The organism is Bermanella marisrubri, from assembly GCF_012295615.1.
In the GTDB taxonomy this organism is placed as follows: Bacteria; Pseudomonadota; Gammaproteobacteria; order Pseudomonadales; family Oceanobacteraceae; genus Bermanella; species Bermanella marisrubri.
Genome location: NZ_CP051183.1, coordinates 2,265,639 through 2,288,042, shown reverse-complemented (window position 1 = coordinate 2,288,042; position 22,404 = coordinate 2,265,639). Strand labels below are relative to the sequence as shown.

General features: G+C 42.0%; 18 protein-coding genes. 8 read left to right on the top strand and 10 right to left on the bottom strand.

The features are described from left to right. Positions 1 to 168: 168 nt before the first annotated feature. Positions 169 to 5,043, top strand: coding sequence for a M26 family metallopeptidase (locus HF888_RS10560; protein WP_007017291.1), 4,875 nt, complete (start codon positions 169 to 171; stop codon positions 5,041 to 5,043). A 10-nt stretch (positions 5,044 to 5,053) separates the two neighbouring features. After that, positions 5,054 to 6,046 carry a hypothetical protein gene (locus HF888_RS10555; protein WP_133308428.1) on the top strand — a complete coding sequence of 331 codons (993 nt, stop codon included), beginning with the start codon at positions 5,054 to 5,056 and terminating at the stop codon, positions 6,044 to 6,046. 372 nt (positions 6,047 to 6,418) lie between these two features. Here HF888_RS10555 and HF888_RS10550 read toward each other — a convergent pair whose 3' ends face one another. Together HF888_RS10550 and HF888_RS10545 are read right to left on the bottom strand one after the other, a co-directional pair. After that, positions 6,419 to 6,790, bottom strand: coding sequence for a hypothetical protein (locus tag HF888_RS10550; RefSeq protein ID WP_007017289.1), 372 nt, complete (start codon positions 6,788 to 6,790; stop codon positions 6,419 to 6,421). Positions 6,791 to 6,867: 77 nt separating this feature from the next. Further along, on the bottom strand, positions 6,868 to 7,731 hold the full coding sequence (locus HF888_RS10545; protein WP_083771889.1) for a LysR family transcriptional regulator: 864 nt from the start codon (positions 7,729 to 7,731) through the stop codon (positions 6,868 to 6,870). 196 nt (positions 7,732 to 7,927) lie between these two features. Here HF888_RS10545 and HF888_RS10535 point away from each other — a divergent pair, with 196 nt between their 5' ends. Continuing rightward, the gene (locus HF888_RS10535; RefSeq protein ID WP_165837019.1) at positions 7,928 to 8,773 is read left to right on the top strand and encodes an HPP family protein; all 846 of its coding nucleotides are present in this window, start codon (positions 7,928 to 7,930) and stop codon (positions 8,771 to 8,773) included. 62 nt (positions 8,774 to 8,835) lie between these two features. On the opposite strand, the gene HF888_RS10530 is transcribed toward HF888_RS10535, so the two are convergent. Next, a complete protein-coding gene (locus HF888_RS10530; RefSeq protein WP_007017285.1) occupies positions 8,836 to 10,500 on the bottom strand; it encodes a hypothetical protein in 1,665 nt (554 codons plus the stop codon). Between the two features lie 168 nt (positions 10,501 to 10,668). Here HF888_RS10530 and HF888_RS10525 point away from each other — a divergent pair, with 168 nt between their 5' ends. The 3 genes from HF888_RS10525 to HF888_RS10515 all read left to right on the top strand — a co-directional run bounded on the left by HF888_RS10525 (position 10,669) and on the right by HF888_RS10515 (position 12,537). Continuing rightward, a complete protein-coding gene (locus HF888_RS10525; protein WP_007017284.1) occupies positions 10,669 to 11,451 on the top strand; it encodes a CLCA_X family protein in 783 nt (260 codons plus the stop codon). 13 nt (positions 11,452 to 11,464) lie between these two features. Continuing rightward, positions 11,465 to 12,025 carry a helix-turn-helix domain-containing protein gene (locus tag HF888_RS10520; protein ID WP_007017283.1) on the top strand — a complete coding sequence of 187 codons (561 nt, stop codon included), beginning with the start codon at positions 11,465 to 11,467 and terminating at the stop codon, positions 12,023 to 12,025. An 83-nt stretch (positions 12,026 to 12,108) separates the two neighbouring features. Beyond that, on the top strand, positions 12,109 to 12,537 hold the full coding sequence (locus tag HF888_RS10515) for a DUF4396 domain-containing protein (RefSeq protein WP_007017282.1): 429 nt from the start codon (positions 12,109 to 12,111) through the stop codon (positions 12,535 to 12,537). A 141-nt stretch (positions 12,538 to 12,678) separates the two neighbouring features. Here HF888_RS10515 and HF888_RS10510 read toward each other — a convergent pair whose 3' ends face one another. The 5 genes from HF888_RS10510 to aptA all read right to left on the bottom strand — a co-directional run bounded on the left by HF888_RS10510 (position 12,679) and on the right by aptA (position 17,884). Continuing rightward, positions 12,679 to 13,089 (bottom strand): hypothetical protein, encoded by a 411-nt coding sequence (locus HF888_RS10510; RefSeq protein ID WP_007017281.1) that lies wholly within the window; start codon positions 13,087 to 13,089, stop codon positions 12,679 to 12,681. 205 nt (positions 13,090 to 13,294) lie between these two features. After that, positions 13,295 to 14,581, bottom strand: coding sequence for an NAD(P)/FAD-dependent oxidoreductase (locus HF888_RS10505; RefSeq protein ID WP_007017280.1), 1,287 nt, complete (start codon positions 14,579 to 14,581; stop codon positions 13,295 to 13,297). Positions 14,582 to 14,659: 78 nt separating this feature from the next. Next, on the bottom strand, positions 14,660 to 15,001 hold the full coding sequence (locus HF888_RS10500) for a cupin domain-containing protein (protein WP_007017279.1): 342 nt from the start codon (positions 14,999 to 15,001) through the stop codon (positions 14,660 to 14,662). Between the two features lie 51 nt (positions 15,002 to 15,052). After that, complete coding sequence (locus HF888_RS10495) at positions 15,053 to 16,540, bottom strand: CoA-acylating methylmalonate-semialdehyde dehydrogenase (protein WP_007017278.1); 1,488 nt, start codon at positions 16,538 to 16,540, stop codon at positions 15,053 to 15,055. Positions 16,541 to 16,576: 36 nt separating this feature from the next. Next, positions 16,577 to 17,884, bottom strand: a complete 1,308-nt coding sequence (aptA, locus tag HF888_RS10490; protein WP_243469369.1) for an omega-aminotransferase AptA — start codon at positions 17,882 to 17,884, stop codon at positions 16,577 to 16,579. 245 nt (positions 17,885 to 18,129) lie between these two features. On the opposite strand from aptA, the gene HF888_RS10485 reads away from it, so the two are divergent. After that, a complete protein-coding gene (locus HF888_RS10485) occupies positions 18,130 to 19,626 on the top strand; it encodes an aldehyde dehydrogenase (protein WP_007017276.1) in 1,497 nt (498 codons plus the stop codon). 244 nt (positions 19,627 to 19,870) lie between these two features. Here HF888_RS10485 and HF888_RS10480 read toward each other — a convergent pair whose 3' ends face one another. Beyond that, the gene (locus tag HF888_RS10480) at positions 19,871 to 20,308 is read right to left on the bottom strand and encodes a GNAT family N-acetyltransferase (RefSeq protein ID WP_007017275.1); all 438 of its coding nucleotides are present in this window, start codon (positions 20,306 to 20,308) and stop codon (positions 19,871 to 19,873) included. Between the two features lie 28 nt (positions 20,309 to 20,336). Beyond that, positions 20,337 to 21,647 carry an NAD(P)/FAD-dependent oxidoreductase gene (locus HF888_RS10475; protein ID WP_007017274.1) on the bottom strand — a complete coding sequence of 437 codons (1,311 nt, stop codon included), beginning with the start codon at positions 21,645 to 21,647 and terminating at the stop codon, positions 20,337 to 20,339. 163 nt (positions 21,648 to 21,810) lie between these two features. Between HF888_RS10475 and HF888_RS10470 the strand changes: the two genes are divergently transcribed. Continuing rightward, positions 21,811 to 22,380: a cupin domain-containing protein gene (locus HF888_RS10470; protein ID WP_243469368.1), complete on the top strand. Its 570-nt coding sequence runs from the start codon at positions 21,811 to 21,813 to the stop codon at positions 22,378 to 22,380. Positions 22,381 to 22,404: the final 24 nt, after the last annotated feature.

Below are 22,404 nucleotides of genomic sequence, written 5' to 3'. Positions count from 1 at the left end.
TTGTGAAGAGTATCACGATTTTTCTCTCTACTTTGCTGGTGCTAATTTATAATGAATAAAAGGCTTCCCACAGATATTACGCTATCATTCATGACTTTGTGGATGCGGCGAGTTAGGTCGGGCATAATATTCCGTATAATTTAACTCTTTATGTTAGATGGACCTACGATGAAAGCCCATATTAAGTTATCTATTATTAAACGAATATATGTTTTCTTAGCCTGCCTTACCTCTAATTTTGTACATTTAGCATTAACCTCTTCCATAACTCTCTTTTCTTTCAATGTCTCAGCGAGCAATGACACTCTGGTTGATCGCGATGGTGATGGTCTAATTGATATAAATACGATAGAAGATCTAAATGCAATGCGCGTTAGTCTTGAACAGAGCGACTTAGAATTCATGCTGTATGGGAGTATGAAAGGTTGTCCAGAGAAACAATGTGTTGGCTATGAATTAAACGCTAACTTAGATTTCGATGATAACAATGACGGCAAGTTTGACAGTAATGATTCTTATTGGAATGCGGGTGAGGGCTGGAAACCAATTCAGCTTATAAATAAGAGGACAGTGGTCTTCAATGGAAATAGCCATGAGATCAGAAACCTAGTAATCAATCGAAAAGACTACCGAAATCAAGTGGCTGGATTGTTTGGAAAAGTTAATAGTCTAGAAATCAGTAATCTGAAATTGACAGATTTTTATATTCAGTCTCGTTACTCTGCAGGGTCAATTATCGGTGAATCGCTAGGGCATGTGTCGATCTCTAATGTCCATGTGAATGGTGAAATCATAGGACCTTCCTATGCAGGTGGTTTAATTGGAGCCCATAATTCGAAATACGGATCTGTTCCACGTTCTGTTGACATTGACGGAGTGTCAATCAATGTTCAACTGTTTTCAACTGGCGATATGGGAGGCGTTATTGGTTCTGTCGATAGTAAAGCTTCAATACGTAATGCCTATATAATGGTTATGGCGAAAGGTACTGGCTATTTTGGTGGTATTGTTTCAAAACAAATTGGAAAAGCAGGGGTGTCTGTGAACTCTGCTATTGTGCTCGCGGCAAAAGATCCTAACGTCACCGGATTTGCTTTGGCGTATAGTCACTACAAAGTAAATGTTGAGCATTCCGTCATTCAGACCAATTTCATAAATAGTTTTGATGAAGTGTATTTAAATCTAGGTATAAATATAAGCGAAGAAGAATCCTGGATCAGTCCTGAAAGCTCTGTCGATTCTGTTGTAGTCCTAACAGAGGAGGATGAGAAATTAATACAACATCATGTAGGAGCAAATAGGTTTGATAGCACTAATATAAAGGGACTGAGCCGAACTAAATTTATCCCAAATATCAAAATTTTGGGAACCTGGTATAGAGATAGTGATAAAGATGGATATTTTGATCGCTATGACCAGTGGCCATTTAATGCAGCTCGTGCCATTGATTTGGATAGGGATGGCTATACCGAAAAGGTGATACCAAGCTTCTTTGTTATAAATATTGGCACACCCAAAACACAAAAAAAACCCTTCGCAGTAGATCAGTTTCCTAAGAATCCCTTTGCAGCTATCGACGAAGACTTTGATGGTTTGCCAGATCAATGGGTGAAAACATGTGGAAATATATGTCAAAAGCAATTTAGCCTTACTTTGGATGAGCATTTATTTGACTTTGATAATGATGGCATAGTTGATACTGATGACATAGATGCTGATGGTGACGGAAAAGAGGATATGGATAGTAATAGCAATGGACTGATCGAGATTAGAACCTCGCAAGAACTCGTAGATTTCCTAAAGCATGATCCCTTCGGCTTCGGCACAGGACTTCGCAGAGTATCTGAAAAGAAAGCTGCTAGTGGCTGCCCTTTTAAAACAATTGGCCGAAGGACTAGGCGGCAATGTCATGGGTATGAGTTGGTCAATGACATTGAGTTTCCAATCGGTAAGGGTGTTTTAGTCAATTGGGAGCAAATCAAATCCTTTGGTGCTGTTTTAGATGGGAATGGATACTCTGTAAAAGGTATCAGACAAATGCATAGTCCAGAGGATGATGAATCTAATTTTAATATTGGATTGTTTCAACAGATGCAGAGGGCAGAGATAAGAAATATAAACTTTGAAAACGGTCTTTTTTACGGGGAACAAAACCACGCACACGGTGTACTCGCAAGTTCAATTCAATTATCAAAAATTGTGAATGTATCATTTGAAGCGAGAACTCTACATACAGCGAGAGATAAATCAGAAATCCATATACCTTCTTTTAAAGGTCTTGTTGGCAATGTCATTGATTCAGATGTAATCGGTTTATCATTTGAGGGGGTGATTGATACTAGTGCTAGAGTTGTGAATGGTCTAATCGGTAGATCAGAGAATAGCAATATTGAAGATATTAGCTTGATTGCAAGAGTAGTAAAAACAGGCTGCCAAACCGTCAATGCTTTTGGTAGTAATTTATCCAAAACGATAATAAGCAATGCCTGGGTCGCTATGGATCTGATTGAGGACGAGAACGGGGGGTGTGATAATAGTGTTCACATTGTATCCAAGGAAATCAATAGTACTAATCTGTCACACTTTGTGGCCAGTTTTAGAAGTAATCGACAAGATCAGATCTTCGATTACTTTAGCTCGGCAAAAGGTGAAGTGGGTTTGTCCAACGGATTAGTAATTACCGGTCATAAATTAGCTTCTATTCCAAAATCCATGACGTCAAACTTGAACATTAGTATAGATAGTATCGGCGAACTAATCGCTAAAAAGGAGGATATAAAATTCCAACAGCTAGCACTTGTGAGGAAAAACTATGAGGCTCCGTTGGAATTTACCAGAAAATCAGTTGTTTGTGATGAAGTTGATTGTATTGAAGAATTGTTCTCTGCCGAATTTTTGGACGTTATCGAGTGGAATAGTGGTAAAAATACGGTGAAACCCAAACTATTGTTAGGGAACATCGAATATAAAGACACCGACCTAGATGGTTTTCCAAATCACTTGGATATGGCGCCTAGAGATGTAAACTTCTCGATTGACCGGGACAGAGATATGGTATTTGACTACTTTAATAGTGCGTGTGATGAAGAATGTAAAAGAAGCATATCGATGCCAGTTGATCAATTACCTGATTTGCCTTTTGCCTCCTTGGATAATGACAAGGATGGATTAGCAGACGCTTGGAATTCAAACTGCGATAGTGATTGTCAGCGGTTAAATATCAAATACTTGGATAATTATGTAGACGACTTTGATAATGACGGAATTCCAGATTCGAATGACAACGATTGGGATAATAATGGTAAGGATGATGCGGATGCAGATCATAATGGTCTTATTGATGTCAATTCACTAGATGACTTTTCTGCTATACGTTTTTCGCCGAGTGGAAGCTCAAAGAAGGTGTCGAAGGATGCTAAAAGAGACTTTTCTGGCTGTAGGCCTTTGAATAGACATGGTGTGTTTACAAGTCGATGTGTTGGTTATGAGCTAAAGAAAAATTTAGATTTCGATACTAATGCTAATAATAAGGTTGATCCAGAGGATCAGTTCTATCATGAAGATAGAGAGAGAGGGCGCTTGACAAACTGGTCTCCAGTCTACGAATTTAATACCTTTTCTAGTGTACTTGAGGGTAATAATTTTGAGCTAAGAAATCTATTCATAAACGATGATTCTACTCATCGGTCTCTATTCAATTCATTGCACAATGCTAAAATAAAAAACTTAACTCTAAGAGGGAGTCTTAATCGAATTCATAGTGAAGACCCTTCATTTTTAGCAAGCAAGATTAAAGGATCAGAACTCAATAATGTACATATTGAAGGAGGATTAAGGGTTTACAAAGGACATGGTCAAGGATTTGCTGAGGATATAATTCATAGTAAGTTTGATAATGTCAGTTTCAATGGAATCATTGTTGGTGAAATGAATAAAGTATCGTCTATTAACGGCATTGCTAGATGGGCCAAACTATCTGAATTTAATAATATTAAGATAGAGGGCTACTTTCATGGAGCGAAAGCTGTAGCAGGATTGTTCGGCTCAATGGCGTCAGCAGATGTAATGAATGCCGATATTGATGGAGTGTTTCACGGTTTTGACCAGGCCGCTGGCCTAGTTGAAAGAATGTCGAGCGATAGCATGATCAGAAATGCAGCGATAAGAGGTGATATTCATTCACAAGGGGATGCAGCTGGTGTTGCAAGATATATATTCAGAAACAACATATTAGAAAACATTATTGTCCTTGCGTCTATTCAAGGAGAGATGAGTGTTGGTGGGGTAGTCGCGGAAATAAGTTCCAGCGATAACCTTTTGCTCAATGTTAGTTCGAGAGGAACAATACGTGGTTTTGGCGAAGTTGGTGGGATTGTAGGTTTAGTGGATAATCAAGATGGGAATCGAATTATCGGCTGTTCTGTTTCCAGTGAAATCTCTGGAAGACAATATGTAGGTGGTGTTGTTGGGAGAGCCGGAACGCTAGATATTATAGGCTGTGACAGCATGGCCAATGTGGCTGGCTATATTTACGTTGGTGGTATTTCAGGTGGGCATTTTGGTGGTCTCATCTCGAACAGTCGTAGTGAAGGCTCAATAAGAGGAGTAGATAGTGTCGGAGGCTTAGCAGGTTTTGTTGGATTTAAAGATATTTCAATGAAACTTCAACGCAATTACGTAACTGGGAATATTATCGGAGATAAATTTTCTGACGCTTTGATTGGTTTTAAAAATGGAAGTCTTGAAAGTATCAATAATTTCTGGGCGATAGATACAACGAATCAATTGGAAAGTGTTGGTAGTTCGGATACTAGCTTTGGAGTTCTTCAAGAGCATCTGAAGTGTACCGGCACTAGTAGCGCACACTGCACAAATGCTGATGCTATATCAGTAGATAATTATATATCCATTCCTTGGGGACACTCTATTAACATTGAGGATCTAGGACAGTATAAAGTGAAAGTCGGTTGGGACTTTGGTAATTCAGTCTCACTCCCTGTGCCTAGAGTTGAATACATCAAAAGGGATGTTCGGCCTCAATAAGGATATTGAAATGAAAAAAACATTACTACTCATGTTAGCATCACTATGGCTCGTTGAAGGCTGTAGCCAGAAAGGTGATGACGAATCTATTGAATCAAACGTGAATGACGAACCATTTTTTTTGAGCCGGGAAGTCATCCAAGGTTTTAGCCGAGACATTGAATATCGAAGCTGGAGTGATCTAACTTCTATGGCCGCACCTCTCATTCTTTTTAATGGAGTACCAAAGAAAGATAATAGATATAGTATATTTGCGGTTGATCTAGCTATTTCTGAAATTCATAAGCCGTTTGAGAGTGAAAAGTTACTAGGAGATGATGAGGAGCTTGCCCGGTCTAGAATCTATGTATCCCACGGAAAAACACAGTTTATTTACATAGTCCGAAAATGTAATATCATAGAACTAAGGTTATTCAATACCGAAAATGAAACCTATCGATCTCTTTTATCCCTATCTTTTCCACCAGATATTATATGGAAAAATGACGACTCCGGGTTCTATTATAATAGTGGGTCTGGATTAATGTTCTACTCTATTGATGATGGTGTTTCTAGGAGATTGGTCCTAGATGAGGATTATTCCTACTTTCAAAGAATATCTAAATTGAATGACCAAGAGATTTTATTGCACGGAATCAGATCAATCGATTTATACGATATCGAGTCCGAAAAGATCACTAAACTAACCGATACAAAAAACCAAAATAAACTGACGTTAGACAAAAAATACATTGTATCTAGGAAACGCTCTGGTTGGTTTGGAATGAAAGTGTCTAATAAAAATCCAAGGGACGAGCTAAAGCTCCCGTACCTTGATTCTATACCTTTCTTTGGATCAATCATCGAAAGTGAAAATGGATTTGGGATTGGTATGAATGGCAATACTCTTATTGTAGCCCGCCCAGGTGAAAAGCCTGTATTTTATATCTTAAATGATTTTAAGAAAATTTTCGGCCCCTCTATCCTCGGTTTTAAAATGAAAGAGCCTAGAATTGGGGAGTAGATATGCCTCTGGGTATTTTACAAAGGTTAGGTAGCATCTTTAAAAATCACTGAAACCAAGAGAATTTTAATCGGTGATTGAAAAACTTAGAAAAGGTGAGTTTTATAGTAAATTGCGCCATAGGTTTATTAGTTAGGAATAAATTTCAATGATCTTCTGTCGTTTCATTCCATTAGTACTTTTTTTTCTGAGTGGAGTGATAGTGTGGGTGGCATGGTATTATGTCTATACATTTATTATCAAGGATAGAAAAGTTCAGATGGTAATGTCGCACCGTATCACCCTCAGCTTGATTGAGAGTCCATCTACTTCATTTCAAACTTAAAAATAGATTCTCGCCTTCGCGGGAAGGACGGTACTCTAAATATTCACTCAAAGCTCAAGATACTGCGCCAGCATAAATGAATCGCCTTTTCCTTCTTCATGACCGAAATAACTGACCGCCTCTCTATTACCATCTTCAGCCGTACCGAACTCAGCATCAATACCATATTGCTTGGCTAAATCATTGAAAAGATTCACCGGTGTTTGCAATTGTTTTGGTTTTTTTATGGGTTGTTCGATTCCCAAAACCCAGTCTTCGCAATTGTCACTATCCGTTTCGTTGATCACCTTAATGTCCACTTGCGGCATAGATTCCGTGTATGCCTTGAGTGCAGCCAGAATGTCCTCTCGGTTTTGCTTTAGCTGTTTTTCTTGTGCTTCTTCTAAGCGATCGCAGGCGACGAATATATAAATTTGCATTTTGGGAAGCTTAAGTGATTTATGTATCCGCATTATAGCTGTAAATCAATAACATAAACCACCGACTAGCGGTTATTTTATATAAGCCATTCAGTTTGCTCTTGTGTTATCGCTCGAGTGGCATTGAGTACCTCTGGAAGAATAGGGTTGCTGTTGTTTTTGTTCCGAGTAATAAATATCGGATAGCTGAATTCTTGCGTATCACTGACTTTATAAAGCTCTCCAGTGTCCAAATAGGGTTTAACGACACGAGTTCGAAAGTAGCCGTTTCCACCAGTTTCTAGCATGATCTTTAATGCCAACGGGCCTAAATTGCAGCTTAACCCAGTTTGTTTAGGTGTGGTTAAGCTGGCATCGAATTTTTGTAAAAAGTCATTGCCCCAATTAATGAATAAATTAGGTTCAAATCGTTTACTGGAAGCAACATGAATAAGTTTTTCCTCCAGTAAGAGTTCTACCTCTAATTGTGAGTGATATTGGGGGGAATGCAGGATAAGCACATCTAAGGTTTGATCATGTAAATATCTGTGTAATGCCTCTGACTCTGCAACCTCAACATGCATCTTAAGATTTGATTTTTGCAGATAAAGTTGATTGACCATATCTGTTGCAATTGGGTTCCAAAGGCTAGATTCAACGCCAATTGTAACCGTTTGAGGTTCCTCTGCCGGATGAGCTAAAGCAGCCTGAGCCTCTTTCCAAGTATTAACCAGTCGTCTTGCATGCTCAACGAAACGCTCGCCGTCGGATGTCAATTTCGCACCATTGCGGTTTCGAATAAATAATTGTGTACCTAATTGCTCTTCTAGGTTCTTGATGCGTGCGGTAGCGGCGGTTTGTGAGATGTGAAGTGTTTTTGCCGCGACTAGAAAGCTCCCTGAGCTCATGATTTCTAAAAAGGTTTGGGCGAGTCGAATATCCATAATTCTATATTTCTGCATTAAAAGTTACTTAATATTCATTATACACAACTATTACCTTTGGCTAGTATGCGTGCACAAATAGGGAGCATAGGGGAGTCATAGCCATGCTGCGTTGGTCAAATATCTTGTTTATTGTGGCATTGCCCACGCTAGTGATTAGTGTTTGGGCTGGTTTTCGTTTAGAAGATCAGCTCGCGATCGCTTGGCTGATTGTGTGTCACATTGTCCCGGTTATCTCAATGCTGTTAATCAAGATCGCTTATATATTGCGGTTAGTCGCTATATCGGAGTACATGTGAAGCAAGGGCCTTTTTTAAAGGAGTTATCGAATACCTTAGGGATTGAATCAACCGGCTTTTCCCTTATAGAAAGGCTTTTAGCGGCCTGTGGTGCAGCAGGGTCTTTGTGTTTGTGTGTCGTCATTAGTGCCCACTTAACGGGGTTTGATATACCCGACATGCTGGTAACATCCTTGGGAGCTAGCGCTGTGTTGGTGTTTACTGTCCCCCATGGTGCCATGTCACAACCCTGGCCTTTGGTTGTGGGTCACGCAGTATGTGCACTTGTAGGTGTGTCCGTTTATAAGCTCTTAGGTTTTACGGTGTTTTCTGCTTGCATGGCCGTTGGTTTGAGCATTCTGCTTATGACATATACTCGCAGTATTCATCCACCAGGTGGAGCAACAGCTCTTTACGCCGTAATAGGAGGGGACGCTGTACACCAGCTTGGTTTTCATTATCTATTGTGTCCAATTGCTTTAAATGTGGCCCTACTCTTGATCTGCGCTATTACTTTCAATTGGTTTTTTGAATGGCGTCGATATCCAACTCACTGGTTTAAGTTAACTCGAGTACATAGTAACGGGCCCATACAGAAAGGAGATAACAATTTCGATTCTCGCATCTGCCGCGATGATTTGATTTATGCACGAGATCAGTTAGATTCATTTGTTGATATAACCATCGATGACTTAGAACTAATTTTGGGTCTGGCCAATGAGCATCGAGCACAAAAGCGAATGAAAAAGAACAATGAGTCGTCGAAGATCATGAGGACATAGTGCCAGTTAGAGTGGATGGCACTATGTATTAATCCACTGGATTTTTTCTAACCAGATCTTAGCTAGAGTTGGCGCCAGACTTCAAGATCAAAACCTGAAGCGTTAGTTGAACAAGCCACGTACTTTATGACACCGCCTAGCTGAGTGTGTAATAGCACGCACCATTTACTGGTAGCGTTTTCGGTTAGTTCGAGCAAGCTATCGCTAGTGCTCACGCTATAAGTCTTGCTTGGCGTTAATTCGTCGAAATTATCCGGATAATCGCATATGAGGTTGCTGGTGGCGTCGCTGTCGTAAACCTCATAATTAGTACTGTTTAGGATTATAACGCCCTTGCAGACACCGGTTTCCGCATCGTAAATCCCATGAAAGCCATCTATGTCCGCGATGGTATTCACGTTGGAGTTGGCTTTTACGTTGCGAAGTAAGGATGGTACCCACGAAGAGTTGTCGTCGTAGTCAGTTATCCATGTGCCCGCTAGATAAACTAATCCAGATTGAGCTGGGCGGTACTCACCGTCAAAACTAGCATCAGCATCGTCTGTACCATTAAAAACGAGGTTGCCGCCTGTGTTGATTGACCAATCTTCGATCGTGCCTGTATCGCCGTTATTGTCACTTGAAGATCCACCAATGACACTATAGCTTCCGCCCTTACTGCCGCCATTTAATGTAAATTCGATGGTGCTCAATAGGCCACTAGAGCCTCTTTCAATTTCTGTGTATTTGCCAGCGACAGTGGCCTCTGCAAACTCGATATTGTCTTTTTGGAAAATCGTCGTTTCTACTTCGTCTACTCCCTGATAAATACAGCTGGCAATAATCTCAAATTCGCTAGAGCTTACTACTATGCAGGTATCTGTGATTCCTGAACCTGTCAGTGATAGTGCATTGCCAACCAGGGAATAACTTTGTGTAAATGCCGGGCGGGTCGTGCAGTTGCTATCAGTGGACTCTACTGTGGAGGACCAATAAATGTCATTGTTCGCACAATCATCGTATTCGGTGACGGTCACTTCTCCATTGGCGCTAAAGTCGTAAATGGCGCTGATATCCCCATATTCGCCGTTTCGTGCGATCCAGCGACCTAAGAAAGATGCACTGGCGCTCAACTTATTAAGGGTATCCTGAAAGTGCTCAAGCGCAGCGGCTTCATCTACTAGGGTTATTCCGCGCCCTGAAAATTCACTGTTTACGACATTTTGCAAGGCTGACGCGAAATCATCTTTACTCGCAGATAGATTGATATTGGCAAACGGATTTTGTGTCGAGGTAGAATCATTACGGTTACTAATTAAGTAAATCCCATTATCCAAATTCTGGTCCTCATCCATGCTTTGCAGAAGCACTAATAAGTTTTTTACCGGTTGTGTTAAGTTGGTAGTGTTCGATGGATTTACTTGACCCAGAATTGTAGCGGGTGTGACAACTAAGGAGTTGGAGCTGGTGGTAACCGTGCCAAGGGTTAAACCATCATAGCTTAGAGTAATGGTCTGCCCTGGCGTGTAGGGGAAATAGCCATTGCGCTCAGTATATCCAGTGTGATCGGTGGATTCATAGCGAATGTTGCCTACTGCAGAATCTAGGAAATAGCCCGCAGCTACGGTGGTACCGCCACCACTGTCGTCATCATCGTCACCGCCGAAATCAAAACAAGCAACAAGCGAAAGGAAACAAGAGCTTAAGACAAAGGCTTTAATCAGCATTAAAAGACGAGCAGGCAGCATGACGGTCTCCTATTACAAGTTTTATTATGAGTGTCTTTAAGTAATGAGTTGTTTAATTAATAGCCTATTGAGGCGTCATGACAATCCATTAGGCGTAAAGAATCTATACAGTTATGTTTTAGAATGCGCCAAGACTAATAGGTACTATCTGCGGTAAACTTTTGTGATATGAAAGACCGAATATTCTATCGCCGCGGACCAAATCATAGAAACGACGATGTCAATTTTATTGATATAAGACGACGCTTTAATTTTCGTAGTATTGAACTAGGGAAATGGGTGACCCACGCCGAGAAAGCGAAAGCGGCGAATTTGTTTTACGACGCGCTCAGTGATTTGATGTGTATTTTATCTGCACCTGAAGACCTTGTATCTTTGCGTGGATCTTTGGCATTGCAGTATGGAAAAGGTGGTCAACGCTATGTCAGTGCCCATTATGATCCTAGTACGCGAAGTTTTGCGCTCGCCAAAAATGCAGGGCCTGGCAGTATTGCTCACGAATGGTTTCATGCGTTTGATCATTACATTTGCAGCAAACTATACGATGAAAACGAAGTAAGTCGACATCAATTTGCAAGTAGCTATTGGTTAGAAGATGGAGACTATAAAGCACATCCAATTAATCACCGTTTAGTACAATGCTTTCAGACCATTTTATTGAGTGAAGATGGCGAAGAGCCCAGTGATGTCTTTAAGCAGTCCGTGCTGGTGGATAAGAAAATGAATACAAAGTACTTTAGTCAGCCAGAAGAAATATGTGCGCGTGCCTTTGAAGCGTTCATTCAAGATCAGCCAATAAAAAATGAGTTTTTGGTGAAAGGCACAAAAGAATCAGACGAAGCTAAATTGGGTTTATACCCACAAGGCCAGCACCGAGTTCGCATCAATTATGCATTCAAAGACTATTTTCAAAGTCTTGGTCAAGCCTTATATCGAGAATCTCAGCGATAGAAACACAAAAAATATGATGCTCTATATTAAAAACATGGTATGTAATCGCTGTATTATGATCGTGCAGCAGGTTTTGACAGATCTCAATATAGCCTATGACAATATTACGTTAGGCGAAGTCGTACTCTCAGCCGAGCTTAGCGACGATAAGATCCAAGCATTAGATGCCGAGCTTTTAAAATATGGCTTTGAGCGCTTAAATGCGAGTAAAAGCGTTTGGGTAGACCAACTTAAAGTCGCTTGCATTCAATATTTAAATGACCAAGTTCATCAGCGTGAAAAGCTTTCTGACTATGTTCGCCGACATGTGCATCGAGATTATCAATACTTAAGCCATTTATTCTCCAGTATCGAAGGTATGACATTAGAGCAATATTTTATTCGTTTGCGCATTGAAAAGGCGAAAGAGATGCTAGCCTACGGTCAAGATACCTTAGCTGAAATAGCCTTTCAGTTAGGGTTCAGTAGTACTGCACATTTAAGTGGACAATTCAAAAAAGTGACGGGCCTAACACCAAGCCACTTTAGAAATGCGCGCCACAAACAAGAGCGTGTCCCCTTGGATAACCTATAAATTCTATAAAATGATATAACAATCCTATAACGCCTTAATCTTTCTTCACCTTTACACTGTTAAAAATTGAAAGAGGAGGGGATATGGCTATTTCTTGGAAAAATAAAAGCAATTGGATAAAAAGCGCGCATAATACTAAGTGGTGCCTGATTGGCTGTGCCATTGGTGACTTTGGGACGATCGCGTATTTTCAAAATATTGAACATGACTGGTCAGTGCTATCCGTTATGGCACTGGCTATGGTGAATGGTTTATTAACCAGTATCTTGCTAGAAACTATCATATTGCTACGTGCAAAGTTTGACTTTAAAGATGCATTAAAAACCGCGTTAGGCATGAGCTTTATTTCCATGATCGCTATGGAGTTGGCGATGAATATCACCGACTATGCATTAACCGGTGGCGCCATTTTAACGTGGTGGGTGATTCCAATCGCGCTGTTTGTGGGCTTTATTACACCATGGCCCTATAACTATTGGCGTTTGGAGAAATTTAAGAAATCGTGTCACTAAGATTGCGATAACGATTCTAATGGATGCCCGATCAGGTCGGGCATGACGAACGCTAGTCATTCTCAACTTCTAATGTCATTCCCAGCTTGACTGAGGATTCATCTGATTATTTCTCGAAGTTCGAAGCTTAATTGGTTCACTCTAACGTTTTTGTAAAACAAAAATTATCGGTGTCACGACTAGTGCGGTGGTCAAAATGTCGAGTATGGAATGGTAATTCAGATACATCATTAACCAAGCATACAGGACAAATGATACGATACTGAGAACAGCCGCTATTGATTTTTGAAGTACCAGAAATACGACAAAGATCAGGGCCACTGCACTATGTGTGCTGTAATCCAACCCGACTGCTGACCATATATTAAGCGCTTGATCTACCGCCATAACGCCGTAAACAAAACAACCGGATATGAAAATCCATAATAATTGCTTCAAGGGTCGTTGGAAATTAAACTTGACGAGTTCTTTTAGCAAAAATATAAGCGTGATCAAGGCCAAAACAGGGATATAGGCGTCGGCTACTAAACCCCACTGGGAATAACTTAACATTAATACCTCACAGGTTAAGCAAATGGCTGAAAACCGTAGCTTAACCCCCGAGATGCTTACTTACTATGGTTTAGCGCACAGTCTGTCATTTTGCGATGCCGTACAAAGCGATGTTGCTTGCTAATGTAAGTTTATTTTTTCTGCGATTTAAATGAATGCCCGATCAGGTCGGGCATGACGGTTTTAGTAGTGGAGAATGGCGATACTAAATCCCTAGTTTGTCGCGAATGCCATAGTAGGCTGCACCTATCATAGTGTATGGCACTCGGAACATTTGTCCGCCTGGGAACGGATAGTGTTTCAGACTGGCAAAGGCATCAAAGCGTTCTGCATTTCCTTTCATCATTTCGCCCACGAGCTTACCGATAAGGTGAGTGGTGGTTACACCATGACCTGAGTAGCCTTGAGCATAAAAAATACTATCGGTTAAGCGGCCAATTTGCGGTAAGCGACTCATGGTTAATAGGAAGTCACCGCCCCATGCATATTCGATTTGCACGCCTTTTAATTGTGGAAAGGTTTTCTCCATATGGCTTCGCACAAAACGCTCAATGCTCGCAGGATCACCACCACCGTATGTTACACCGCCGCCATAGAGCAAACGGTTATCTTGTGTGATACGGTAATAGTCGAGTTTGTAATTACAATCTTCAACACAGTATTGATTTGGAATGAGGGACTTGGCCATGTCTTCATCCAGCACCTCGGTGGTCACAATTTGAGTACCACAAGGCATCGACTTGGATGCAAGCTCAGGCACTAAACCGCCCATATAAGCGTTACCGGCAAGCAAAAGATAATCGCAGGTTACACTGCCGTTTTCAGTGTGAACCACCGGACGTTTGGAGCGATCAATTTTAGTAACCTTGCTATCTTCATAAATCGTACCGCCAAGCTCTTCAAATGCTTTAGCTTCACCGAGTACAAGATTAAGCGGATGAATGTGACCACCAGTATGATCTAAAAGACCACCAATATAGGCGTCGGTATTGATTTGTTCACGAATACTGTCTTCATCAAGCAGCTCTAAACCTTCGTGGCCATAACGTTCCCAAAGCGTTTTCTGTTCTTTGAGTTCATGCATTTGCTTGGCGTTGAATGCAGCAAAAATACCACCGGGCTTGTAGCCACAATCAATATTGTATTTTTCTATTCGCTCGCGAATGATGTTACCGCCTTCAAATGCCATGTGACCAAGGGCGCTACCCAGTTCTTTGCCATAATTCTTTTCAATTACATCGATGTCACGGCTATAACTGTTAACGAGCTGACCACCATTGCGACCACTTGCACCGTAACCAATACGCGCACCCTCAAGCACGGTTACTTTAAAACCGGCTTCGGCTAAATGTAGGGCACTGGAAATACCGGTAAAGCCAGCACCAACAATACAAATCTGTGTATCAATGCTGTCTTGTAAAGACGGGCGGTCCACTTGATCGTTCGCCGTGGCTGCGTAATAGGAACCTGTATGCGGTGTGCGTTGGGTCATATTGGTCGTCTCGTTCTCAATGTGTTTTATCTTTCTTCTATCACTATGATTATTTATAAAAGCACTAGGCTTCGTAAACTACATAGATTTTTTACAGTAATTAGGGACTTCCCAATCTCCAGAAAAACCAGCTGGCACCATAAAATGATCACCGGCTTTCACGGTTTTCGTATTGCCATCTTTATCGTGAATAATAGATCCACCTTCTAAGATGACGCAATATTCATCTTCGCTGTAACTGACTTGCCATTTACCTGCTTGGCTATCCCAAATGCCAGCATTGAACTTTTCATCTTTCGAAGAGAATACATTCCAGATACCTTGCTCAGGGTTACCTGAAGCAATCTTTTCTTGATCTGGAAGATACACTTCTTTTTCTGCGTTTTGCTGATTAACGTCAATTAATTTTTCAATATTCATAGCAATCTTTTATCAAAAAGGCAGGGTAGGACCCTGCCTTTTTTAGAAGTTTTATTTCATGGTTGGCATGACGAATTCGGCGTCTAGGTCGCCTTCTGGCCAGCGCATGGTGACCGCTTTACGTTTGGTATAGAACCTCACACCTTCAGGACCATGAACATGATTACTACCGAATAGAGAACGCTTCCAACCACCAAATGCATGGAATGCCATTGGTACTGGAATCGGCACGTTTACACCGACCATGCCCACTTGAATATCGTGTGCAAACTTACGAGCTACCGCACCTGAACGGGTAAAGATCGATGTACCATTACCGTATTCATGATCGTTAATCATCTTGGCGGCTGTGGCGTAATCCTCTACACGCACTACACAAAGCACGGGTCCAAAGATTTCTTCCTGATAAATTTTCATGTCGGTGGTGACGTTATCGAACAAGCAACCACCCAAGAAGTAACCGTTCTCTCCGCCGTCAACTTTGACGTCGCGGCCATCAACAACGAGTTTGGCACCTTCTTCCACGCCCAGATCAACATAGCCTTTTACTTTTGCGTGGTGCTCTTTGGTTACTAATGGACCCATATCAAGGCCGCGGTTAATACCATTGCCAATTTTGAGTTCTTTTGTTTTGGCAGCAAGCTTATCAACCAGTTCGTCAGCAATATCGCCCACGGCGACCGCTACAGAAATTGCCATGCAGCGCTCACCAGCAGAGCCGAACGCAGCTCCCATTAATGCATTTACAGCACCGTCGATATCAGCATCAGGCATGACAATCATGTGGTTCTTTGCACCGCCAAGCGCTTGAACACGTTTGCCGTGTGCACTGGCAGTCGAATAAATGTATTCAGCAATGGGTGTGGAACCAACAAAGCTTACTGCTTGAATATCTGGGTGAGTCAGTAAAACATCAACAGCTTCTTTATCACCGTTAACGATGTTAAGTACGCCATCAGGCAAGCCACATTCTTTTAACCACTCAGCGACCATTAAGGTAGCCGTTGGGTCTTTTTCTGAAGGCTTCATCACGAAAGTATTACCGCAGGCGATGGCAACAGGCCACATCCACATTGGAACCATGGCAGGGAAGTTGAACGGAGAGATACCGGCCACAACACCCAGTGGTTGATTCACAGAGTAGGCGTCGACATCACGACCGACTTGCTCTGTAATTTCACCTTTTAATGCCGATGGAATACCGCAGGCAAATTCAACCACTTCCATACCACGAATGATTTCGCCTTTCGCATCTTCAAACACTTTACCGTGTTCCTTGGTGATGGCTTCTGCTAACTCATCCATGCGCTCTTCAAGCAGCATTTTAAACTTAAATAGAATGCGCACACGGTTGAGAGGTGTGACTTTTGACCATTCTTCGAATGCTTCTTTTGCATTAGCAATGGCTTCTTCTACTAATGAAGCCGGAGCAAGAGACACAACACCCGTTTGCTCACCGGTCGCTGGGTTATAAACAGGGGCGTTGCGTTCGCTCGCCGCTGTTATTTGACCGTTAATGAAATGGGTAATGTTATTCATGTTTCACCTACAAACGTTTTATTTTTAAGAAAATTCTTACAATGCATTGCTTAATGATTTGCTCAATGCATTCATTAGTTCATCAATGTGCGATTCTTCAAGAATCAATGGTGGAGACATTGCAATGGTATCGCCAGTACATCGCACTAATGCATTCTGTTTCCAGTAGCAATGGTTGAATATCTTGTAACCACGCTCGCCAAATTTCTCTGAACTATGCAGTTCGATTGCACCGACTAAACCATAGTTACGAATATCTTTGACCACACCATGCTCACGAAGTTTGTGCAGAGACTCTTGCCAGTAGCTTTCTAACTGCAGTGCTTTTTGGAATAAGTTTTCTTCTTCGTAAATATCCAGTGTTGCGAGACCCGCTGCCGCTGCCACTGGGTGGCCGCTATAAGTATAGCCGTGGAATAGCTCAATAATTTCTTCAGGGCCTTGCATAAAGGCATCGTAAATGAAGTCTTGTAAGAACACCGCACCCATTGGAATTGCACCATTGGTGAGGCCTTTTGCTGTATTCATAATATCTGGCGTCACACCCATACGGTTTGAAGCGAAGGCTTCGCCCACACGACCGAAGCCCGTGATTACTTCATCGAAAATAAGCAGAATGTCATGCTGTTCGGTGATCTGACGTAAACGCTTCAAATAACCTTGTGGTGGCATGAATACACCACCAGAACCAACGATAGGCTCTACAATGACGGCGGCAATGGTTTCAGCGCCATGAAGGGCGATCATATCCAGTAGCTCATCGGCCATTTCTGCGCCGTCTTCTGGAAGACCTTTAGTAAATTCACTGCCTGGTTTCCATGCGTGTTTTAAATGATCCACACCTGTTAATAGAGAGCCGAAGCTTTTGCGGTTATTGCCTAAACCACCGACACTGATGCCACCAAAGTTGGTACCGTGATAACCCTTTTCACGACCAATTAAACGGGTTTTACCATGGTTACCTTTGGCTTTATGGTAGGCAATGGCTATCTTTAGAGAGGTGTCAGCCGATTCGGAACCTGAGTTGGTAAAGAAAACGCGGTTTAGGCCATCCGGTGTGTGCTTTACTAAACGCTCAGCTAATTCAAATGGGAGTGGATGACCCATTTGAAAAGTGGGAGCAAAGTCTAGTTGTTGAATCTGTTTGGCGACGGCTTCTGAAATACGCTTGCGCCCATGGCCAGCGTTGACACACCAAAGGCCTGCCGTGCCATCCAGCACATTGCGGCCATCTTCCGTCTGATAATACATGCCTTCGGCAGATACCATTAAGCGTGGTTCTGCTTTAAATTGGCGGTTGGCCGTGAATGGCATCCAAAAAGCATCGTGTTTGCTGGTGGACATGGTGACCTCTGTCATCTGTATATTATTTTGAACATGTTTTGCCGAGTTTATGTTAAATAAATAAAACATCAACCCTGAAAACATGAAAACTTGTAGAAAATCATGAAATACCTATGGGGCATGCTCTCAATACGGTATTTTTTGTGAATTTTAGTGTTTTGTGTGTTCGATATATTGAAATAAATGGGTGTTTTGCAGTATGTTGAGCCTAATTACATTGAATAATTAAGTTGTTAGGAGTCGAAATGTCCAGTCAGCGCACTTTCGAGTATTGGAAAGAACAAGCAGCAAGCCTTTCTATTAATGGTCAGGCCTTTATTAATGGTCAGTCGGTGGATGCAAAAAGTGGTGAGACTTTTGAAACCATTAGCCCCATAGACGGCCGTGTACTAGCAAATGTTGCAAGTTGTGATGAAGCTGATGTGAATGAAGCGGTGAAACTTGCCCGAGCAGCCTTTGATAGTGGGGTTTGGTCGCAAAAAGCGCCAGCGGAGCGCAAGCAAGTATTGCTAAAGTTTGCTGATCTAATCGAAGCTAACCAAGAAGAGCTGGCTTTATTGGAAACTCTCGATATGGGCAAGCCGATTAGTGACGCACTGTCAGCCGACATTGGTGGTACTTTGCGAGCGGTACGTTGGACAGCTGAGGCCGTGGATAAAGTTTACGATGAAATTGCGCCAACGTCAGAAAATGAAATCGGTATGATCACCCGCGAACCCGTTGGTGTGGTTGCGGCCATTGTACCTTGGAACTTTCCAATGATCATGGCCTCTTGGAAGTTTTCCCCTGCGCTGGCAATGGGGAATTCGGTTATTCTAAAACCTTCAGAGAAATCCCCGCTTACCGCTATTAAGCTTGGTCAATTAGCCAAAGAAGCAGGCATTCCCGATGGTGTGTTCAATATTCTTCCGGGCTTTGGTCATACGGCTGGGAAGGCGTTAGCCTTGCACATGGATGTCGATACCCTGGTATTCACGGGATCAACCAATGTTGCTAAACAGCTAATGATTTACGCTGGTCAATCGAACATGAAACGTATTTGGTCGGAAGCTGGTGGTAAGTCACCGCATGTGGTGTTCGCAGACGCGCCAGACTTAGACCTAGCGGCGGATGCTGCTGCTGCTGCCATTTGTTTTAACCAAGGTGAAGTTTGTACGGCGGGTTCTCGTCTATTGGTTGAAGACAGCATTTATGACGAGTTTATGGAAAAGGTTCGTCAGTCTCTAGGTAAATGGAAAGCAGGTAATCCGCTGGATCCAGAAACCAATGTCGGTGCTATTGTCGATGAAGATCAATTGAATCGTGTGCTTTCTTTTATTGAAAAAGGTAAAGAAGAGGGTGCAAACCTAACTGTAGGCGGTAATCGTGTTGAACTAGCCGAAGGCGGTTATTTCTTAGAGCCAACTATTTTCGAAGATGCACAGCCACACATGAGCATCGTTAAGGAAGAAATCTTTGGCCCTGTACTTTCGGTGATTCGTTTTAAAACCGATGAAGAAGCATTGCAGCTATGTAATGACAGTATTTATGGTTTAGCTTCTGGAGTGTGGACGAATAACCTTACTCGAGCCCATCGCTTTGCAAAAGGTATCAAAGCTGGCATGGTCTGGATCAATGAGTACGATCAGGGCGATATGACGGCACCATTTGGTGGCTACAAGCAAAGTGGTAATGGTCGAGATAAATCACTGCATGCGTTTGAGAAATACAGTGAAGTGAAAGCGACTTGGATTAAGATTTAATACAAGCTCTTGATATCGAAAATCCTATAATGGGATTTTCGATATCGTTTATGGTTTTCGAAAGTTGTGTCTCGTTTTTATAAATGCCTTTTGAACACTAATTGTAAAGCGAGCGGCGTTGCGTGGTTACGCAAAAGCTCGCTTTTTTAGTATTGGCGCTCTCTACTCGCGGACGCTACAAGTACATCCATGTACGCTCGCTAGAGATAACGCCAACACTTAAAAGCATGTTGAGTAAACTAAATTAAATAGCAATGCGCTTCCACATCTTAATGTGTGGAATACCAACAGCGGTATAATACTCACCATCCGTTTGATAGCCCAACTTTTCATAAAAGCCTACAGCCACTTTTCTTGCTGCCATATCGATGATTTCAATGCCTTGCTGTTTTAATTCGGCTTCGCAAAATTCAAGCAATAAGCGCCCAAGATTTTGGCCTTGGTAGTGATCATCAACAGCAAATTGTCGAAGTGTAGCTAGTTGAGGATTAGGGGTTTTAAAAACCACACAAGCAATAACCTGCTCGTCATCATTGATTACCGCAAAGTGCTTTTGCTGATCTTCGTGGGCGACGTCTTGTTCGCTAAGAGAGAGCCCAAGGGGCTGCCTTAAAATACGATCTCGTAGCTTAAGGCATGCTTGGTATTGTGTACTTTGATAGGCGATAGGTATGCATTTCATCCTTGAATATTATTATTCCATTGAGTGTTTAGAATAGATCTTTAAAGCGATGATAAAGCATGCCTACGGCTAACATAGGTGAACGGAAATGACGACCACCAGGGAAGCGCATATGTTTAATTTTGTCGTAATCATTGATGCGATTAGTTTCATCGTTGATGGCCTCCGCAATAATTTTAGCGGCCATGTGGGTGGCGTTTACGCCATGACCTGAATAAGCTTGAGCATAATAAACAGAAGGATGCAATCGACCTACTTGAGGAAAACGGTTTGCACCAATGCCAATCATGCCTCCCCATTGAAAATCGATTTTGACATCTTTCAAGTAAGGGAAAACACGATCCATGTTGGGACGCAAGGCATCGATAATGGATTTGGGGTCTCGGCCGCTATAAGTACACAAGCCACCAAATAACAGTCGACGGTCGGCGCTCAATCGGTAGTAATCTAGATCGACCCTTTGATCGCATACCGCCATATCTTGCGGTAAAACCTTATTGGCAATCTCTTCGCTTAAAGGTTCAGTTGCAATCACGTAGCTGCCAGCGGGCAGTACTGTACCTTCTAATTCTTTATCTAATCCCGCCACATAAGCGTTGCCACAGATGACCAATTGATTTGCAGTAACATAGCCTTTTTTTGTGCTGATTTTATGTTGGTCGCTATTGCGTTCATGGGCGTATTCAATATCAGTTACTGGGCTTTGTTCAAAGATTGTCACGCCTAAATTTGCGGCTGCTGCAGCTTCACCGGTTACTAGATTGAGTGGGTGAACGTGGCCAGACCCCATATCAGTTAGTCCGCCGATATAAAAATCACTGCCTACCACTTGCTGCATTTCATCTTTTTGCAATAGGCGAGACTCATAGGGATAACCCATTTTATCTAGCCACTCTAATTCCTCTTCGAACTCACGCATATGCCGAGGCTTATTGGCGAGATCACAATATCCCATTTTAAGATCGCACTGGATGTCATATTTTTTAACACGCTCTTTAACAATTTCTACTGCCTCAAAACCCATTTGGTGAATATTGTTGATGCCTTCATCACCAATTTGATTTCGAAATTGCTCCAACCCATGGCCAATGCCACGAATTAATTGACCGCCATTTCGACCTGAAGCACCCCAACCGATGCGGTAAGCTTCGATTAAAGTGATTTTAAATCCGCGTTCAGCCAACTCTAATGCTGTGTTTACGCCACTAAATCCGCCCCCTATGACGCAAATATCGGTATCATGTTGGCCTTCTAGCTCAGGATATTCGATTGCATAGGCACGAGTAGCGGCGTAATAAGAATCCGCATGCTCTTTTGAGTGGGTTCTCGGGTTAAGCATGATTCTGACCTGTTTGTTAAAAATACTAACATTTGGTGTTGATTATAATTTACAATCTACCTCAGTCGTCGCTTTTATGGAAGAGAGTTGGTTAAAAAATGTCAATTGGCTGGGTTTCTCCAATTGTAAGCATATGTAATGCTGCCTATACTTGGCGGCTCCCTTGATAAAGAGGATCGAAACATTGGATGTAGGCACCCGATTAAAAGAAGTACGCAAGAAATCTGGCTTGTCCCAGCGTGAGTTAGCAAAGCGCGCAGGCGTTACTAATTCCACCATCTCTATGATTGAAAAGAATAGCGTGAGTCCTAGTGTGAGCTCTTTAAAGAAGGTGCTCGGCGGAATTCCGTTATCTCTTACTGAATTTTTTGAGACTGAAGATACCAGTCAAACCGCCACTCCCGTTGTATACCCAGCGGAAGAATTTCTTGATTCCTCTGTAGAAAGTGTAGAGTTTAAGTTAATCGGTAAAGATTTTCATAATCGTGCTATGACATTTCTTGTAGAGTGTTTACCTCCCGGTGCTGGTACCGGTGCAGAACTGTATACTCACGACGGAGAAGAAGCAGGCTACGTACTTTCGGGTAAGTTAGAGCTCACTGTGGATGAGGAAACCTATATCGTGGAAGCGGGACAGGGTTATTATTTTGAGTCCAGTCGTCCACACCGTTTTCACAATCCATTTGATGAAGAATGCCGCTTGGTGTCGTCGACAACACCGGCTAACTTTTAATGAAGTTATCGATTCTCAGTTATA

Excerpts from the sequence above, each read along its gene's own strand:
- HF888_RS10560 (WP_007017291.1), top strand. The coding sequence starts at position 169 with ATGAAAGCCCATATTAAGTTATCTATTATTAAACGAATATATGTTTTC.
- HF888_RS10555 (WP_133308428.1), top strand. The coding sequence starts at position 5,054 with ATGAAAAAAACATTACTACTCATGTTAGCATCACTATGGCTCGTTGAA.
- HF888_RS10550 (WP_007017289.1), bottom strand. The coding sequence starts at position 6,790 with ATGCAAATTTATATATTCGTCGCCTGCGATCGCTTAGAAGAAGCACAA.
- HF888_RS10545 (WP_083771889.1), bottom strand. The coding sequence starts at position 7,731 with ATGCAGAAATATAGAATTATGGATATTCGACTCGCCCAAACCTTTTTA.
- HF888_RS10530 (WP_007017285.1), bottom strand. The coding sequence starts at position 10,500 with ATGCTGCCTGCTCGTCTTTTAATGCTGATTAAAGCCTTTGTCTTAAGC.
- HF888_RS10525 (WP_007017284.1), top strand. The coding sequence starts at position 10,669 with ATGAAAGACCGAATATTCTATCGCCGCGGACCAAATCATAGAAACGAC.
- HF888_RS10520 (WP_007017283.1), top strand. The coding sequence starts at position 11,465 with ATGATGCTCTATATTAAAAACATGGTATGTAATCGCTGTATTATGATC.
- HF888_RS10515 (WP_007017282.1), top strand. The coding sequence starts at position 12,109 with ATGGCTATTTCTTGGAAAAATAAAAGCAATTGGATAAAAAGCGCGCAT.
- HF888_RS10510 (WP_007017281.1), bottom strand. The coding sequence starts at position 13,089 with ATGTTAAGTTATTCCCAGTGGGGTTTAGTAGCCGACGCCTATATCCCT.
- HF888_RS10505 (WP_007017280.1), bottom strand. The coding sequence starts at position 14,581 with ATGACCCAACGCACACCGCATACAGGTTCCTATTACGCAGCCACGGCG.
- HF888_RS10500 (WP_007017279.1), bottom strand. The coding sequence starts at position 15,001 with ATGAATATTGAAAAATTAATTGACGTTAATCAGCAAAACGCAGAAAAA.
- HF888_RS10495 (WP_007017278.1), bottom strand. The coding sequence starts at position 16,540 with ATGAATAACATTACCCATTTCATTAACGGTCAAATAACAGCGGCGAGC.
- aptA (WP_243469369.1), bottom strand. The coding sequence starts at position 17,884 with ATGTCCACCAGCAAACACGATGCTTTTTGGATGCCATTCACGGCCAAC.
- HF888_RS10485 (WP_007017276.1), top strand. The coding sequence starts at position 18,130 with ATGTCCAGTCAGCGCACTTTCGAGTATTGGAAAGAACAAGCAGCAAGC.
- HF888_RS10480 (WP_007017275.1), bottom strand. The coding sequence starts at position 20,308 with ATGAAATGCATACCTATCGCCTATCAAAGTACACAATACCAAGCATGC.
- HF888_RS10475 (WP_007017274.1), bottom strand. The coding sequence starts at position 21,647 with ATGCTTAACCCGAGAACCCACTCAAAAGAGCATGCGGATTCTTATTAC.